We start from the raw sequence: 16,272 nt of genomic DNA on the forward strand, positions 1-16,272 counted from the left end.
CAAAAGTGAACGATCGTGCGCGAAGGCCCTTGATCCGGCGGCTCAGGGCAGGAAGCGTCCCAGGTCGAAGGTGGAACGGTGGCCGATCTCGGCGAAGTTCTGCTCCAGCCACTCGGAGGCGCGCTCCCGCCCCTGCTGGAACAGGCTGCCGATGAAACTGGCCTGGGTATTGAGCTTGGAGAGATTGGTCAATTGTTCCATCAGCTCGTTGGCATCGATCATGTGGATATTGAGCTGGCGCAGGCGCCGCTCCAGCGCACCGAAGGCCAGGGTGGAATTCTCGGCTTCGCGCTTGGCCAGGGCCAGTCCGCTCAGTTCGGTGAAGAAGGCCGAGCTGAAGCTGATTTCCGAAAGACGCTGGCCGATGTCGTGACTGCTGGTGGGCGTCCCCGCGCGGCGGCTGGGGTGCAGCAGCACCACCATCACATCGCGCGCGGCGCAGGCATGCAGCAAGGGGAAGATCGGGGGATTGGCGGTGAGACCCCCATCCCAGTAGGCCTCGCCATCGATCTCGATGGGCCGGTGCAGCGAGGGCAGGCAGGCCGAGGCCAGCAGCACCTCCACCGACAGGTCGGCATTGCGGAAGATCTTCAGGATGCCGGTGCTGACCTGGGTCGCGGCGATAAAGAGCTTCAACTCGCGCTGCCGGCGCAGACGCTCGAAGTCCACCTGCTCCAGCAGGATGTCGCGCAGCGGGTTGATGTCCAGCGGATTGAGTTGCGTGGGCGAGAAGAAGCGGGTCATCGCCAGCAAGGCCTGCATGCCCGGCATGGGCGTGGGATTGGCCACCACCGGCGCGCCCTCGGCATTGAGGTAGTCCAGCGGCGCACCGGTGGACAACGCGGTCCAGAAGCGCTCCAGCGCGGCCCGCGCACCATCGCGACCGTCCTGTACATAGCCCTGGGCCAGCACCGCCGCATTCATGGCCCCGGCGGAGGCACCACTGATGCCTTCCATGTCCAGCCGCCCGTCTTCCAGCAGGCGGTCCAGCACGCCCCAGGTAAAGGCGCCATGGGAGCCACCACCCTGCAGAGCCAGACTGACGATCTTGTTCGACATGATGTCCTTTTCCTCGGTCACATCCTGCGGGCTGTCATGCCCGGGTCACCACATAAGCTTATGCTGCACTGCACTATCATGGTATAACACGAATACCGCGCTGCCGAAAAGTGGCTGCCAGATGGAAACAAATTGGCAACAAAAAGCAACATGCCGGCACCCACAGGAAACAGCTCGGCCATTGTAACGAAGTAAAGACGTCACGACGGACACTGCAGAGGACACATGAAATCGATTTGCGTATATTGCGGCTCTTCCCCCGGTGCATCGCCCGCCTACGCCGAGGCGGCGCGCAAGCTGGCGCAGGAAATGGTGAAGAACAACATCGCCCTGGTCTATGGCGGCGGCAATGTCGGCCTGATGGGCATCATCGCCAGCGAAGTCATGAAACTCGGGGGCGAAGCCACCGGCGTCATCCCCAAGGCCTTGCTGGACAAGGAACTGGGCCACCACGGCCTGACCCGTCTGCACATCGTCAAGGACATGCACGAACGCAAGGCCATGATGGCCGAGCTTTCCGACGGTTTCGTTGCCATGCCCGGTGGCATGGGGACGCTGGAAGAACTGTTCGAGGTGCTGACCTGGGCGCAGCTGGGCTTCCACTACAAGCCGATCTGCCTGTACAACGTGGAAGGCTTCTACAACAACCTGATCGCCTTCGTCGACCATCTGGTGTCGCAGCGTTTCGTCAGTTCCGACCAGTCCGGGCTGATGATGCATGAAGCCGATCCGGCCACGCTGATCGAGCGCTTCCAGAGCTTCAAACCGACCTACAAGACCAAATGGGCCGATCGCGAAGCGGTGGCCAATCTGGTGCCTTGATCCAAACCCGGTCGCGCCTGCGGCCCTGGAGCGGCTGCAGGTTTTGCAGGATTCATTTCCGTTTCTTCACATTCCTGCGGCAAGCAAAACGCCCGTCCCTCTTGCGAGGCGACGGGCGTTCTCATTTCTTCACTTTTGGCCCAAATCGGGACCTAAGCAGGCTTTTAGGCTCTCAGGCCTCCAGTGCCTGACGGAAGTCGGCCACCAGATCCTCGGTATCTTCCAGGCCCACCGAGACGCGGATGAGCGACTCGGCAATGCCCATGCTGGCACGGCGCTCGGCACCCATCTCGTAGAAGATGGTGTGGGCCACCGGGATCACCAGGGTGCGGGTGTCGCCCAGGTTGCTGGCGGCCACCGCCAGATGCATGCGGTTGAGATAGTCGAAGCAGTCGATGCCGTCCTTCAGTTCGAAGGACATCAGGCTGCCGAAGGAGCGGAACAATGCCTTGGACAAGGCATGCTGCGGATGGGACTCCAGCCCCGGGTAATAGACGGCTGCGACGCGCTCATCGGCTTCCAGCATCTGCGCCACGGCCAGGGCGTTCTTGCATTCGCGCTCCTGGCGCAGGGCCATGGTCTCGGCACCGACGGCGATGTGATGCGCCGCTTCCGGCCCCAGCGTGGCGCCGAAGTCGCGCAGCGCCTTGGCGCGGATCTGCGCCATGCCCCATTGCGGCGCCGGGTTCTTCTTGTAGTTGTCGGCGATGTGCGGATAGCGGGTCCAGTCGTATTCGCCGGTATCGGTCAGCGCGCCACCCAGCGCATTGCCGTGACCACCGATGGACTTGGTCAGCGAATTGACCACCAGCCCGGCGCCCACCGTCTTGGGACGGAACAGGTAGGGCGAGGTCATGGTGTTGTCCACCACGTAGAGGATGCCGCGCTCACGGCACAGCTCGCCGATGCGCTTCAGGTCCGCCACCTGGGTGCGCGGATTGGCGATGGTCTCGACGAACACCAGGCGGGTCTGGGGCGTGATGGCCGCTTCCACATTCTTCACATCGGTGGCGTCCACCATGGACACCTTGGCGCCCTGCGCGCCGACTGTCATCCACAGGCTATTGGTATTGCCGAACAGGAAAGCCGAGGACACCACATGGTCGCCCTCGCGCAGCAGACCCTGAACGATGGCGCCGATGGCGGCCATGCCGGTGGCGAAGCAGATGGTGGACTTGCCGTCTTCCATCTTGGTGATCTTCTCTTCCAGCGCCGACACTGTCGGGTTGCCCTGGCGACCGTAGCGATAGCCCGGCTGCTTGCCCTGGAAGACTTCGGCCAGCTGGCGCGCGTCTTCATAGCCGAAGGTCACGGAAGTGTGGATGGGCTTGTGCAGCGAGCCATGCTCGATGCCCTTCTGGCGGTCGCTGTGGAGGATGGTGGTGGTAAAGCCGTAGGTCTTTTTATCGTTCATCGCGGGAGTCGGAAATACAGGGTGGGCAGGGGTGGGCAGGATGGCCCCGGCAGCGGCAAGCACGGGCCAAAGGCAAAATGATAAGCCAGTTTCCCACCGGCTGCGCATGAAAGAAAAACGCCGGCGCCGCAGAAGCGGCCACCGGCGTGCTGTTCCAGCCTCTGGTCAGGCGCGGATCAATCCACGCGGGCCAGGTTCAGGTTCAGCTGCGAACGTACTGCATCTTCCAGTGCCGGCTTGGGATTCTTGCGGGCATATTCGATGCGGTCCAGGTATTCCTGGGTGATGTCGCCGGTGATGTAGTGACCGTCGAAGCAGGATGCCTCGAAGTTGCGCAGGGCCGGGTTGGAGTCGGCAATGGCGCGCTTCATGGCTTCCACGTCCTGGTAGACCAGGGCATCGGCGGTGATCTCGCGGCACACTTCCTCTTCGCTGCGGCCGAAGGCGATCAGCTCGTCGCGGGTCGGCATGTCGATACCGTAGACGTTGGGGAACTTCACCGGCGGCGCGGCCGAAGCGAAGATCACGTTCTTGGCGCCGGACTCGCGCGCCATCTGCACGATTTCGCGGCTGGTGGTGCCACGCACGATGGAGTCATCCACCAGCAGCACGTTCTTGCCCTTGAATTCGCTGCCGATGGCATTGAGCTTCTGGCGCACCGACTTCTTGCGCAGGGCCTGGCCCGGCATGATGAAGGTACGGCCGATGTAGCGGTTCTTGATGAAGCCTTCGCGGTACTCGATACCCAGCTTCAGCGCCAGTTCCATGGCGGCCGGACGCGAGGAATCGGGGATCGGCATGACCACGTCGATCTCGCCGTGCTTGAACTGCTTGCGGATCTTCTCGGCCAGGAACTCGCCCATCTTCAGGCGGGCGCCGTAGACCGAGGCGCCGTCGATGATGGAGTCCGGACGGGCCAGGTAGACGTATTCGAAGGCACAGGGGTTCAGCGACGGGTTCTCGGCGCATTGCTGGTTGTACAGCTTGCCGTCGTTGTCGATGAAGATCGCTTCACCCGGGTTGACGTCGCGCAGGAAGCGGAAGCCCATGCCTTCCAGGGCCACCGATTCGCTGGCCATCATGTATTCGATGCCCTTGTCGCTTTCGTTGAAGCCCAGGCACATCGGACGGATGCCGTACGGATCGCGGAAGCCCAGGAGACCGTAACCGGCGATCTGCGCCACCACGGCGTAGGAGCCGCGCACGCGCTTGTGCACCATGGCCACGGCCTTGAAGAGTGCGGCCGGGTCCAGCGAGTAGCCGGTGGTGGCCTGCTGGATTTCGTGGGCCAGCACGTTCAGGAGCACTTCGGTATCGGAATCGGTGTTGATGTGGCGGCGATCGTTCTTGAACATCTCGATCTTCAACTGTTCCGCATTGGTCAGGTTGCCGTTGTGCGCCAGGATGATGCCGAAGGGGGCATTGACGTAGAACGGTTGCGCCTCTTCTTCCGAGGAAGAGCTGCCAGCGGTCGGGTAACGCACCTGGCCGATGCCGGTGTTGCCGGGCAGCGAGCGCATGTTGCGGGTACGGAACACGTCGCGCACCAGGCCATTGGCCTTGTGCATCGAGAAACCGTTGCTGTGGTTGGTTGCGATGCCCGCTGCATCCTGGCCGCGGTGCTGCAGCAGCAGCAGCGCGTCATACAGCATCTGGTTGACGGGGCTATGAGAGACGATACCGACGATGCCACACATGGTGGACTCCTAACGAAGAACGAAAACGAAAATGAACCACGACTGCAAGCGACGACCGATGCGCCCTGCCACGGGATCTGCCCGCGGCAGCGGCATCAGACAGGGGGTGAAAAATTCACATGCTCGGCCAGTTTTCCCGGCAGGTAGGGCAGCACGGCCTGCGCACCCTGTTCAACCCAGGGGCTGAACCTGGCCTCTTTCCAGAACGGCTGTTGCGGAATCGAGGTCGTGCCGCACAGCAATGCCACCGCCACCACCAGCAGGACGCCACGCGCCACGCCGAAAATACTGCCCAATGTCCTGTCCAGCATGGTCAGGCCGGTCGCCTTGACCAGCTCACTCAATGTCTTGGCCACCAGCGCCATCAACAGGCGCGTCCCGATGAACAAGGCCACGAAGGCGACGATGAGTCGCGTCAATTCGCCCGGCACCACATCCGGCAGCATCGTCGAAAGCGCCTCGCCATACATGTTGGCCACCACCAGCGCCACGATCCAGCCGGCCAGCGACAACACCTCGCGCACCAGTCCGCGCAGGGTGCCGATGATCACGGAACACGCCAGGATCAGCAGCACCAGGTAGTCAAATATCGTCACGATGACAACAATATGCGGCTATCTGCAGCCAATTTCAAGCAGGAACAATAGTAGCATTCAAGCCCAGCTTCTTGATTCGGCTTCCCATGCGTTCGGCTTCATCGCGGCTGCCGAAGGGACCGACGCGGATGCGCGTGCGTTCGCCGGCCTGGGTCGCGATCTTTTGCGTGTAGGAGTGAATACCTGCTGCGTTGAGCTTGTTGCGCAATTCATTGACCTTGTCCTGGGTCGCCAGCGCGGCGACCTGGATGACGAACTTGCCCCCGGTGGCGGCCGGCTTCTTCTCTGCCGGCGCAGCAGCTGCACCGCCCGCTGCACCGGACTTGCCTTCCAGGATCGCCAGCGCACGCGCCGAATCGTCATGGGCGGAGGGCGCTGCTGCCGGCGGGGTGGAGGCCGGGGCCGGGGCCTTGGGCTTGGCGGCTTCCTTCTTCGGCTCTTCCTTGTGCTCGACTGCGATCGGCTTCTTTTCCTCGACCTTGGCCGCAGGCTTGTCGATCACCTTGGGGGCCACGGCCGCCACCGGCGGGCTGGCCGGCTGTGCGGCCGGGGCAGTGGCGGGTTCGGGCGCGATGCTGGCCGGCTCGACGATCTCTTCCTTCTGGTCCAGCGAGGCCTGCTTGGCATCGCCCGCAGAGGCTGGCACCGGGGCCGAGGTTCCGGCCGAGGCCGCCTGGTCCTTGGATGGGATCTGGATGGCGATATCGTCGTTGAGCGGCTTGGGCTCGGAATCGAGGATCATCGGCAACACGATCACCACCGCCAGCGCCAGCGCGACGGCACCGATCAGGCGGCGGCGCGCACGTTTCTTTTCCGGCAACAAGGGATCGGCGGCGGCGTCCTTGCCGGCCTTGGCCCGTCCCCCTGCGGCACGGCCGGAGGTATTGGCGGCGCTACGGCTGCCGCGGCTGCGAATGACGGAAGATTGCTCGTCGGAACGCGAACGGAAAGTACCTTGGTCGGAAGCAGAGTCCTGCTTGTTTTTGCGGAAAAACGAGAACAAGCCCATGCGGAGTCGTCTTGAATTGATCTGAAAATCTTGGAAAACCTGCCCGACCCATCAGGTCGGGGCGCCGCCGGGCGTGGCGGCCGGCTCCGGAAATCGGCTACGGGTTCAGTGCAGACCGGGGCGGCGCGCCTGCATGACGCCGGCCACGGTGAGGAAGGACCCGAAAACCACAATTCTATCATTCTCCCCTGCTCTGCTTAATGCATTTGCATACGCGTCGGCCGGCGAAGTGAAGGTTTCGATGCTGCGCGCCGCGTCCCGCCTGAATTCCGGCGCCACGCCGGCACCCAGCAGGGCGTCCTTGAGCTGTTGCGCAGTGGCCGCGCGCGGCAGCGGCAGGTCGGTCACGCACCAGTGGTCGATCTTGTCCTTCAGATGACCGATGACGCCTTCGATGTCCTTGTCCAGCATGGAGCCGAACACCGCATAGGTGTAGGGGTGAAAGCCCATGTTGTCCAGGTTCTGCGCCAGTGTGGCGGCCGCATGGGGGTTGTGCGCCACGTCCAGGATCACCAGCGGCTGGCCCGGCAGGACCTGGAAGCGGCCCGGCAGCTCCACCGTGGCCAGCCCGGTGCGCACTTCCTGCGCACCTACCGGCAAGACTTCACGCAAGGCTTCCAGCGCGGCCAGGGCGGCCGAGGCGTTCAACAGCTGGTTGGCGCCGCGCAGGCTCGGATAGGCCAGCGAATTGCGACGCATGCCGCGTCCACCGTAGGCCCACTGCTGCTTGTCGCCCTGGTAGTTGAAGTCGCGCCCCATCAGCCACAGGTCGGCGCCGATCTTCTCGGCATGCGCGATCAGGGACTTGGGCGGCAGCGGGTCGCCGCAGACGGCGACCTTGCCGGGACGGAAGATGCCGGCTTTCTCGAAGCCGATTTCTTCGCGGGTCTCGCCCAGGTATTCGGTATGGTCGATGTCGATGCTGGTGACGATGGACACATCGGCATCGATCACGTTGACCGCATCCAGGCGGCCACCCAGGCCGACCTCCAGGATCACCACGTCCTGCCCGGCATCGGCCAGCAGCTTCATGATGGCCAGGGTGGTGAATTCGAAATAGGTCAGGGAGATGTCACCGCGCTGCGCCTCCACCGCCTCGAAGGCCGCGATCAGTTGCGCATCGCTGGCCATGTCGCCGCTGATGCGGGCGCGTTCGTTGAAGTGCAGGAAATGCGGCTTCATGTACAGGCCCACGCGATAGCCGGCGCGCAGCAGGATCGATTCCAGCATGGCGCAGGTGGAGCCCTTGCCGTTGGTACCGGCCACCATGATGACCGGGCAGTCGAACCGGATGTCCAGCTTCTGCTTGACCTGCATGACCCGCTCCAGGCCCATGTCGATCTGCTTGAAGTGGCGTTGTTCCAGCAGGGCCAGCCATTCGCTCAAGGTGGCGGGGGTAGCAGGGCTCGGGGAAGCTTGGGAAGTCATGGCGCGTCTCGGTCGGTGAAGCTACAGCACAAAAACGAAATACGGATTACTGGACAGCTGTTCCGAATGAGGATGACACAAGTGTCCGTTCGTCCTGAGTAGCGGCATCGCCGCGTATCGAAGGCGCTCCGTCCTAGTCCTTCGGCAAGCGCGGGAGCGCCTTCGATACGGCCCTGACCGGGCCTACTCAGGCCGAACGGTAGTCAGACATTCGAAACATGCATGAAAAAACAAGGCCCGGATTTGCACTTCTGCAAATCCGGGCCTGAAGTATATCCGCTTATCAGGAAACCGTTTCGGCAGCCTGGTTTTGCAGCAGGGCCAGCAGACGGGCGATTTCCTCGCGCATCTTGCGGCGGTCGACGATCATGTCGATGGCGCCCTTGGTGACCAGGAATTCGGCACGCTGGAAGCCTTCCGGCAGTTTCTCACGCACCGTGTTCTCGATCACGCGCGGGCCGGCAAAGCCGATCAGGGCGCGGGGTTCGGCCATCACCACGTCGCCCATGAAGGCGAAGGATGCCGACACGCCGCCCATGGTCGGGTCGGTCAGCACGCTGATGAAGGGCAGCTTCTTTTCCGACAGCTTGGTCAGCATGGAGGTGGTCTTGGCCATCTGCATCAGCGACAGCAGGCCTTCCTGCATGCGGGCGCCGCCGGTGGCGGTGATGCAGATGAAGGGGACCTTCTGTTCCAGCGCCGCCTGGGCGCCGCGGGCGAAGCGCTCACCCACCACCGAGCCCATGGAACCGCCCATGAATTCGAATTCGAAGCAAGCCACGACAACCGGCAGGGTCATGATGGCGCCGCCCATGACCACCATGGCATCGGTTTCGCCGGTGGATTCCATGGCGTCCTTGAGACGATCCGGATACTTCTTGCTGTCCTTGAACTTCAGGGTGTCGACCGGCAGGGCTTCCTGGCCGATCTCATAGCGGCCGCCTTCGTCGAGCAGGGCATCGAGACGAGCGCGGGCGCGGATGCGCATGTGGTGGCTGCATTTGGGGCAGACGTGGAGATTGGACTCCAGGTCGGTACGGTACAGCACGGCCTCGCAGGAGGGGCATTTGACCCACAAACCTTCCGGGATGGCCTTGCGGCTGGTGGAGCCGCGTTGAATCTGGGGTGGCAGTAACTTCTCGAGCCAGCTCATAGATACCTCATAGATTTTTCCGGTGGCGCGCATTGTACCAGAGCCGACCGGGGCGGGACGTAAAGCACGGTCATGCTTTCCACCCGGCAAGAAATGAAGGATAGGCGGCTTGCGCCTTATCAAAAGACAAGGCCTCCGGGCGCAGTTCGGTGCACCCGGAGGCCTTCTGTCCGATTACTCCTGCCGGCCAGGCTCAGGCATCGAGCGCCTGGCGAATGCCGGTGACGAAGGTCTGCACCGCCTCGCAGGCTTTCTCCTGCGGGGTATTTTCGAGCTCGGCGATGATGCGGCTGCCGATCACGACCGCGTCGGCCACGCTGCCCACGGTGCGGGCGGTGGCACCGTCGCGGATGCCGAAGCCCACGGCGATGGGCAGCTTGACGTGCTGGCGGATGGCGGCGATGCGCTCGGCCACTTCGGCAGTGTCGATATGGCCGGCACCGGTCACGCCCTTGAGCGAGACGTAATAGCAGAAGCCGCTGCTCACGGCCGCCACCTGGCGGATGCGCTCTTCCGACGAGGTCGGGGCCAGCAGGAAGATCGGGTCCATGCCATTGGCCTGCATCTTCTGGGCGAATTCTTCACATTCCTCGGGCGGATAGTCCACCACGATGGTGCCGTCCACGCCCGCCTCGCTGGCAGCGGCGATGAAGGCATCCACGCCGAAGCGTTCGATGGGGTTGGCATAACCCATCAATACGATGGGGGTATGGGTATTGGTCTTGCGGAATTCGCGCACATAGCCCAGCACGTCATGGGTGCTGATGCCGAACTTCAGGGCCCGCTCGCAGGCGCGCTGGATCACCGGGCCTTCGGCCATGGGGTCGGAGAACGGCACACCCAGTTCGAGGATGTCGACGCCGCCGGCCACCAGCGCGTGCAGCAGCGGCACGGTCAGCTCCGGGGCCGGGTCGCCGGCGGTGATGAAGGTGATCAGGGCCTTGCGCTTCTGCTCGGCCAGTTGGGAAAAGGTAGTCTGGATTCTGGACATGATGGTGAAGTATTTTGTCGAACCAGCCGGCCACCCGTCGGGCAGCCGGCACGCGTCAGGCAGGGTCGGCGATCAGCCCTGGCGCTGTTGCACGGTATGCATGTCCTTGTCCCCACGGCCGGACAGGTTGACCAGCACGATCTGGTCCCGGGGCAGGGTCGCCGCCAGCTTGGCCGCATGGGCCAGGGCATGGCTGGACTCCAGCGCCGGGATGATGCCTTCGATGCGGCAGCAGGTGTTGAAGGCCTGCAGCGCCTCTTCGTCAGTGATGCAGGCATAGCTGGCGCGACCGCTGTCCTTGAGCCATGCGTGTTCCGGCCCCACGCCCGGATAATCCAGGCCGGCCGAGACCGAGTGGGTCTCGATGATCTGGCCATTGGCATCCTGCAGCAGGTAGGTGCGGTTGCCGTGCAGCACACCGGGCGAGCCCAGGGTCAGCGAGGCCGAATGGCGACCGGTATCAAGCCCGTCACCGGCGGCTTCCACGCCGACCAGCTTCACATCGGCATAGTCGATGTAGGGATAGAAGATACCCATGGCATTGGAGCCGCCACCGACGGCCGCCACCACGTAGTCCGGCTGGCGCGAGGCGATCTCGGGCATCTGCTGGATGCACTCGTTGCCGATCACCGACTGGAAGTCGCGCACCATCATCGGGTAGGGGTGCGGCCCGGCCACGGTGCCGATGATGTAGAAGGTGGTCTCGACATTGGTGACCCAGTCGCGCATGGCTTCGTTGAGCGCATCCTTCAGGGTCTTGGAGCCGGATTCCACCGGCACCACCTTGGCGCCCAGCAGGTTCATGCGGTACACGTTCTGCAACTGACGCTTCACGTCTTCCGCGCCCATATAGACGATGCATTCCATGCCGAAACGCGCACAGATGGTGGCCGTGGCCACGCCGTGCTGGCCGGCACCGGTCTCGGCGATGATGCGCTTCTTGCCCATGCGCTTGGCCAGCAATGCCTGGCCGATCACGTTGTTGATCTTGTGGGCGCCGGTGTGGTTGAGGTCTTCGCGCTTGAAGTAGATCTGCGCACCGCCGGCCTGCTCGGACCAGCGCTTGGCGTGGTACACAGGGCTGGGACGGCCGACGAAATGCTTCAGTTCGGTGTGGAATTCGGCGAGGAATTGTTCATCGTGCTGGTAACGGGCATAGGCCTCGCGCAGCTCGTTCAGGGCCAGGGTCAGGGTTTCGGAGACGAAGCTGCCGCCGTAGGGGCCGAAGTGGCCACGCGCGTCCGGCAGGTTGTAGTGGGCCGACTGGTGCAGGGCGGCGACGGGAACGGCCTGGCGCTCGGCAAAGCTGCCGAGGGGGTTCAATTCTTTCATGGGTTTCCTCTGAATCTCGTACTGCGTACTGTATGGGGAGTGCTACGCCGGGGTAGCGTCCGCCAGACGCACGGCCTGGATGAAGGCCTCGATCCTGGCGGCATCCTTGATGCCCTTGGCGGCTTCGACACCACTGCTGATATCGACCGCGTAGGGACGAACGCGGGTCACCGCCTCAGTGACGTTGTGTACGCTCAAGCCACCACTCAAAACGGCCCGAGGCGCGAGTTCTTTTGGAATGAGAGACCAATCGAAAACCTTTCCACTGCCGCCGTACTCCTCGACCAGGGTGTCGAGCAGCAGTCCGGTGAAAAACGGACTGGCGGAGCGATATGCCTGTTCATATTCTAACAAATCCGAGGGCTGCGTCGAACTTCCTATTCTGGCCGCGCGCATGAAGGGTCTGACAACGGCGCGAGCGATCGCGGCGCAGTTCTCGGGCGTTTCGTCGCCGTGGAACTGCAATATCGTCAGGGGCGCCTCGGCCAACACCTGTTGCACCTCTTCCAGGGTCGGGTTGACGAACAGGCCGACGATGCTCACCAGCGGCGGCACCGCCCGCGCCAGCTCGCCGGCACGTTGCGGCGTGACATAGCGCGGGCTTTTTGGATAGAACACCAGGCCCAGCGCATCGGCGCCAGCGGCCACGGTGGCACGGACATCCTCTTCGCGGGTCAGTCCACAGATCTTGATACGGGTACGCAAGCTCATCGATATTGCCTTTTTGCAAGAATTTCAGGGGTGCGCGCAGCGGCCCAACGCGCTACAGCCAGGGCCAGGAGCGATTCTCCTGCGGCAGCGCCCAGGCATCCGGATAGTCTACCCGCGCCAGGTAGAGGCCGTCCGGCATGAAGGTCGGGGCGGCCCGGCTGCGGTCGCGCAGGGCCAGCACCTGCCCTATCCACTCCGGCCCCTGCTTGCCGCTGCCGACCACGATCAGCGAGCCGACGATGTTGCGCACCATGTGATGCAGGAAAGCATTGGCCTTGAGCGTGAAGACGATCATGTCGCCATGGCGACGCACGGCGATGCTTTCCATCTTGCGCACCGGCGACTTGGCCTGGCACTCCACGGCCCGGAAGCTGGTGAAATCGTGCTCGCCAATCAGGTGCTGGGCCGCGCGGTGCATGCGGTCGGCGTCCAGCGGGCGGAAGGTCCAGCCGGCCTTGCCGGCCAGCAGCGGCGAACGGACCGCATGGTTGTAGAGCACGTAGTGATAGGTACGGGCGATGGCCGAAAAGCGCGCATGGAAACCGAACTGCGCCAGCTGCGCCGCCCCTTCGCGCTCGGCGCCATGCAGCGCGGCGACCTCGCCAGTGCCGACACCGGCAGCGGCGCTGGCGTCGGCAATGGCCGCATCATCCACGTAAGGCAGCTCGCAAGCCCAGCGCACTGCAATCGTCGGCGGCAGGAAGGCGTTGGTGCCGCGTACCCAGGAAAAGCTGTCGCGGGCGATGGCGGTGTCGAAATGGACCACCTGCTCCAGCGCATGCACGCCGGAGTCGGTGCGGCCGGCGCAGGTAGTGGCGATGGGCTGGGTGCTGAAGCGCAGCAGGGCCGCTTCCAGCTGATCCTGCACGGTCTGGCGGTGCGGCTGGGTCTGCCAGCCCTGCCAGCAGGCGCCGTCGTATTGCACGCCCAGTACCACGCGGCGCAGGCCGTCGGCCTGGGGGGGAATGTCTGTCATGGTGATCACTGCAGGCCGCCCTTGCGCTGCTTGCCAGGCTCAGGCGGCACGATGAAAACAAACGGGCAGCTCATGCGAGCTGCCCGCGAGATGAAGCTATTGTAATCGCTGCGGCCGTGGGCTTCAGCCCAGGGCGGCCATCATTTGCTTGGCACGTGCGATCTGGGCATCGTTGCCGCCGCGCATGACTTCTTCCAGCAATTCGCGAGCACCTTCCTTGTCGCCGATTTCCTCATAGGCGGCAGCCAGGTCGAGCTTGGTCGTCATCTCGGCCTCGAAGGCGGACTCTTCATCTTCTTCCAGCAGGTTGGTGGACGCTGGCGCTGCGTCCTCCTCCGGCAGGCTCAGGTCCAGATCGGCCAGATCCGTAGCGGGAGCGGGAGCAGGTGAAGCGGGCGCCTCATCCAGGCTGTCCAGCAGGGCCGATGCCGAGGTGGCGCCGCTCGATGCCGGCAGGATGGGCTCGTTGGCGTCGGGCTTGGCACCGTTTTCCAGGTCCAGGTCGAAATCGATGTCCTTGCCCAGGTCCATGGCCGCGCCTGCCGGCGGGGTCGACGTGGCTTGCAGCTCGGCGCCCTTGAAGTCGCTGAGGTCGAACTCCATGCCCTGCTCTTCCTCGCTGCCGAGGATCGGTTCCTCTTCGGCCGGGACACCACCGTACAGCGGATTGGTGGGATCGACTTCCAGGCCCAGGGCTGCGGCCTTGACCCAGGTTTCGTTGAGCCCACCGCTGAGCTGATGCAGGTCGAGCGCGACCTTGTTGAAGTTCGCCACATCGCCGCGCTTGGCATAGATTTCCAGCAGCTTGGCGTGCAGCGCCTGGCGCTCGGGCGTTGTCTGCAGGGCCAGCTTGAGAATGTCCTCGGCCTGCTCGTCACGGCCATAGGCGATGTACATGTCGGCTTCGGAGATCGGATCGACCGGCTCTTCCGGAACCACGGCGGCCACCGGAGCTGCCTCCTCGACCACGGGCGCGACGACCGCTACGGTCGCCGGAACCTCGGGTTCTGCTTCAGGCTCCGTTGCAACCACCGCTGCCGCAGCCGCTGCTGCAGGTGCAGGCGAAGCAGGCTCGGGTTCGACGGCAGGTTCGACGGCGCCTTCCTCGGACTTCTTCTTGCGACGACGCATGGCCAGCACACCACCACCGGCGGCCAGCAGCGCGACCAGCACACCGGCACCGATCAGGAAGGCGGGATTTTCCTTCACCTTGTCAACGAAGCTGCCACCGTTCTTGTCTGCCGGTTTGGCGCTGGCTGCCGGCGGCGTAGTCGACGAAGCGACTGCTGCAGCCGGCGCCGTTGCAGGTTCAGGCGCAGGGGTTGCGGGCGCATCGGCCGGCTTGTCCTCGGCCTTGGGTGCGGCGGCGTCGGCGGCCGGCTTGGCGGCTTCGCCCTCCTTCGGTTGTTGCGCGCTCAGTTCGGCGATGGTCTTGTTCTTCAGCTCCAGCAGTTTCTGGAGGTTGTCGACGTTCTTTTCCAGGTCCTTGACGCGGTCATTGGCCTCGGCCAGTGCGCGCTCGCTGGCGGCCTTGTCTTCGGCAGCAGCGCCGGCGCTGCCGGTCTTGCCATTGCCCTTGTTGGCGCGGGACAGCTCCAGGCGATCACGCGCCGACTGGGTGCCGGAACGTTCTTCCACCCGCGTGGTGATTTTGCCGCCGCCACTCTGGCGGCTGGTGCCGGGCTTGCCGGCCGGTGCGTTGGCGACCTGGCCGGCCAGCTTGTTGCGGTAGGCGTTGAAGTCCTGCGCCTGCGCCACGACCATGCCGCGTGCCTCATCGCGGTCGACGGCGGCGGCGGTGGGCTGATCGGGAATGCTGAGGATCCTGCCGGCGCGCAGGCGGTTGATGTTGTTGCCCTGGAAGGCGTCGGGATTGGCGCGATACAGGGCGATGAGCATCTGGTCCAGCGAGACATTGGCCGGCTGGTTGCGGGCGGCAATCGCGCCCAGGGTATCGCCCTGCTTGACGCGGTAGTCGGCGCTCTTACCGGCAGCAGCCGGCGCAGCGGCCGCTGACGGACTAGACGCGGCCGGCTGGGCCACCGTCCCCGTGGCGCTTTGCGTCGCCGGCCGGGAAGCGGCAAGCGCGTCCGGGCTGGCCGAGGCCGGGGTATCGGCAGGCGATGCCTGCTGGCGACGGATCAGTTCCTCGGCCAGGGCCGATGGTGCAGGCCGCTGGACGATGGTGGTCGCGGGCTCTTCGCCGCTGACCGGGATCGGGGTGCTGCTGGCGGCAGGGGCGGCAGGAGCGGCAGCGGGTGCAGCAGCCTGTGCTGGTGCTGGTGCTGGCGCGGGGGTCGGCGCGGCAGTGGCGGCCGGTGCAGCCTGGGCAGCGGTCGGTTCAGAATCGGCAGCCGGGGCAGCCGATGCAGCCGGCGTGGTCGCCGCAGCAGGGGCTGTGGGGGCGGCCGCAGCGCTTGCTGCAGCCTCGCTACGGGAGGACGAACCGTTGGTCGCGCCGGCATTGCCCGGCGTCAGCGGTGCCACCTGGGCGTTGCGCGGTGCCTTGCTGTCAGGTGGATCAAGCAGGAAGGTATATTCACGCAGCAGGCGGGAATCGCCCGCGCTCAATTCCATCAGGAGGTCGACAAACGGATCACTGACCGGCTGGGAAGAGCTGATACGGATGAAGTGACGCCCCTGGCGCTGTTCGACCACGAAGGATAGCGAACCCAGTACCGGGTTGTAATCCATGTTGGCGCGGCGGAAGGCCTCGGCCGGTGCCAGGCGGGCCGACAGCTTGCCGGCCTCGTCTGCGCTCACGGAAGTGACCTCGATCTCGGCCCGCAACGGCTGGCCCAGCGAGGACAGCACGGTCAGCTTGCCCAGTCCGGCCGCCTGCGCGCCCAGCGGCAAGGCCAGGGCCAGCGCAACGGCGGCGCTCAGGGTCTTCATCTGGGACAGGGGAAGCTTCTTGTTAGTATTCAGAGGCATGTTTTATATGGCTTAGAGAAACGTTCCGCTTGAAACCCGTCACGCTCGCGTTCTACCCGGTGGAAGCCGTGAATGGGGCATGTGCCGCGCAGCCTTGCTGTGGGCCGTCGCTGCTGCTGTCCCTGCAGCCCTTGCTGTCTTGAAAGCATT

Annotated in this window: 13 protein-coding genes; 1 reads left to right on the forward strand and 12 read right to left on the reverse strand. The window is 64.3% G+C overall.

Going from position 1 to position 16,272, the window contains the following annotated elements:
• Positions 1-42: 42 nt before the first annotated feature.
• Positions 43-1,059 (reverse strand): patatin-like phospholipase family protein, encoded by a 1,017-nt coding sequence (locus tag HFRIS_RS07600; protein WP_006462707.1) that lies wholly within the window; start codon positions 1,057-1,059, stop codon positions 43-45.
• Positions 1,060-1,284: 225 nt separating this feature from the next.
• Here HFRIS_RS07600 and HFRIS_RS07605 point away from each other — a divergent pair, with 225 nt between their 5' ends.
• Entirely contained in the window at positions 1,285-1,881 is a 597-nt protein-coding gene (locus HFRIS_RS07605; RefSeq protein WP_006462708.1) for an LOG family protein, read from the forward strand.
• Positions 1,882-2,053: 172 nt separating this feature from the next.
• Here the strand turns inward: HFRIS_RS07605 and HFRIS_RS07610 are convergent, their stop codons facing one another.
• The 11 genes from HFRIS_RS07610 to HFRIS_RS07660 all read right to left on the reverse strand — a co-directional run bounded on the left by HFRIS_RS07610 (position 2,054) and on the right by HFRIS_RS07660 (position 16,122).
• Entirely contained in the window at positions 2,054-3,295 is a 1,242-nt protein-coding gene (locus tag HFRIS_RS07610; protein ID WP_006462709.1) for a cystathionine gamma-synthase family protein, read from the reverse strand.
• Positions 3,296-3,471: 176 nt separating this feature from the next.
• Positions 3,472-4,992 (reverse strand): amidophosphoribosyltransferase, encoded by a 1,521-nt coding sequence (gene purF / locus HFRIS_RS07615; RefSeq protein ID WP_006462710.1) that lies wholly within the window; start codon positions 4,990-4,992, stop codon positions 3,472-3,474.
• A gap of 95 nt (positions 4,993-5,087) precedes the next feature.
• Positions 5,088-5,588 carry a CvpA family protein gene (locus tag HFRIS_RS07620; RefSeq protein WP_006462711.1) on the reverse strand — a complete coding sequence of 167 codons (501 nt, stop codon included), beginning with the start codon at positions 5,586-5,588 and terminating at the stop codon, positions 5,088-5,090.
• Between the two features lie 34 nt (positions 5,589-5,622).
• On the reverse strand, positions 5,623-6,597 hold the full coding sequence (locus HFRIS_RS07625) for an SPOR domain-containing protein (protein WP_006462712.1): 975 nt from the start codon (positions 6,595-6,597) through the stop codon (positions 5,623-5,625).
• 105 nt (positions 6,598-6,702) lie between these two features.
• Positions 6,703-8,025 carry a bifunctional tetrahydrofolate synthase/dihydrofolate synthase gene (folC, locus tag HFRIS_RS07630; RefSeq protein ID WP_039874898.1) on the reverse strand — a complete coding sequence of 441 codons (1,323 nt, stop codon included), beginning with the start codon at positions 8,023-8,025 and terminating at the stop codon, positions 6,703-6,705.
• Positions 8,026-8,308: 283 nt separating this feature from the next.
• Positions 8,309-9,178 (reverse strand): acetyl-CoA carboxylase, carboxyltransferase subunit beta, encoded by an 870-nt coding sequence (gene accD / locus HFRIS_RS07635; RefSeq protein ID WP_006462714.1) that lies wholly within the window; start codon positions 9,176-9,178, stop codon positions 8,309-8,311.
• Positions 9,179-9,371: 193 nt separating this feature from the next.
• On the reverse strand, positions 9,372-10,169 hold the full coding sequence (gene trpA, locus HFRIS_RS07640) for a tryptophan synthase subunit alpha (protein ID WP_006462715.1): 798 nt from the start codon (positions 10,167-10,169) through the stop codon (positions 9,372-9,374).
• Between the two features lie 72 nt (positions 10,170-10,241).
• Positions 10,242-11,501: a tryptophan synthase subunit beta gene (gene trpB, locus HFRIS_RS07645; protein ID WP_006462716.1), complete on the reverse strand. Its 1,260-nt coding sequence runs from the start codon at positions 11,499-11,501 to the stop codon at positions 10,242-10,244.
• A gap of 42 nt (positions 11,502-11,543) precedes the next feature.
• Positions 11,544-12,212: a phosphoribosylanthranilate isomerase gene (locus tag HFRIS_RS07650; protein ID WP_006462717.1), complete on the reverse strand. Its 669-nt coding sequence runs from the start codon at positions 12,210-12,212 to the stop codon at positions 11,544-11,546.
• 52 nt (positions 12,213-12,264) lie between these two features.
• Positions 12,265-13,188 (reverse strand): tRNA pseudouridine synthase A, encoded by a 924-nt coding sequence (locus HFRIS_RS07655; protein WP_039874960.1) that lies wholly within the window; start codon positions 13,186-13,188, stop codon positions 12,265-12,267.
• 123 nt (positions 13,189-13,311) lie between these two features.
• Positions 13,312-16,122 carry a motility hub landmark protein FimV gene (locus HFRIS_RS07660; RefSeq protein ID WP_039874900.1) on the reverse strand — a complete coding sequence of 937 codons (2,811 nt, stop codon included), beginning with the start codon at positions 16,120-16,122 and terminating at the stop codon, positions 13,312-13,314.
• Positions 16,123-16,272 lie beyond the last annotated feature (150 nt).

It is taken from the genome of Herbaspirillum frisingense GSF30, from assembly GCF_000300975.2.
In the GTDB taxonomy this organism is placed as follows: domain Bacteria; phylum Pseudomonadota; class Gammaproteobacteria; order Burkholderiales; family Burkholderiaceae_D; genus Herbaspirillum; species Herbaspirillum frisingense.

Coding starts and splice junctions, on each gene's coding strand:
- HFRIS_RS07600 (WP_006462707.1), bottom strand. CDS start 1,059: ATGTCGAACAAGATCGTCAGTCTGGCTCTGCAGGGTGGTGGCTCCCAT.
- HFRIS_RS07605 (WP_006462708.1), top strand. CDS start 1,285: ATGAAATCGATTTGCGTATATTGCGGCTCTTCCCCCGGTGCATCGCCC.
- HFRIS_RS07610 (WP_006462709.1), bottom strand. CDS start 3,295: ATGAACGATAAAAAGACCTACGGCTTTACCACCACCATCCTCCACAGC.
- purF (WP_006462710.1), bottom strand. CDS start 4,992: ATGTGTGGCATCGTCGGTATCGTCTCTCATAGCCCCGTCAACCAGATG.
- HFRIS_RS07625 (WP_006462712.1), bottom strand. CDS start 6,597: ATGGGCTTGTTCTCGTTTTTCCGCAAAAACAAGCAGGACTCTGCTTCC.
- folC (WP_039874898.1), bottom strand. CDS start 8,025: ATGACTTCCCAAGCTTCCCCGAGCCCTGCTACCCCCGCCACCTTGAGC.
- accD (WP_006462714.1), bottom strand. CDS start 9,178: ATGAGCTGGCTCGAGAAGTTACTGCCACCCCAGATTCAACGCGGCTCC.
- trpA (WP_006462715.1), bottom strand. CDS start 10,169: ATGTCCAGAATCCAGACTACCTTTTCCCAACTGGCCGAGCAGAAGCGC.
- trpB (WP_006462716.1), bottom strand. CDS start 11,501: ATGAAAGAATTGAACCCCCTCGGCAGCTTTGCCGAGCGCCAGGCCGTT.
- HFRIS_RS07650 (WP_006462717.1), bottom strand. CDS start 12,212: ATGAGCTTGCGTACCCGTATCAAGATCTGTGGACTGACCCGCGAAGAG.
- HFRIS_RS07655 (WP_039874960.1), bottom strand. CDS start 13,188: ATGACAGACATTCCCCCCCAGGCCGACGGCCTGCGCCGCGTGGTACTG.
- HFRIS_RS07660 (WP_039874900.1), bottom strand. CDS start 16,122: ATGCCTCTGAATACTAACAAGAAGCTTCCCCTGTCCCAGATGAAGACC.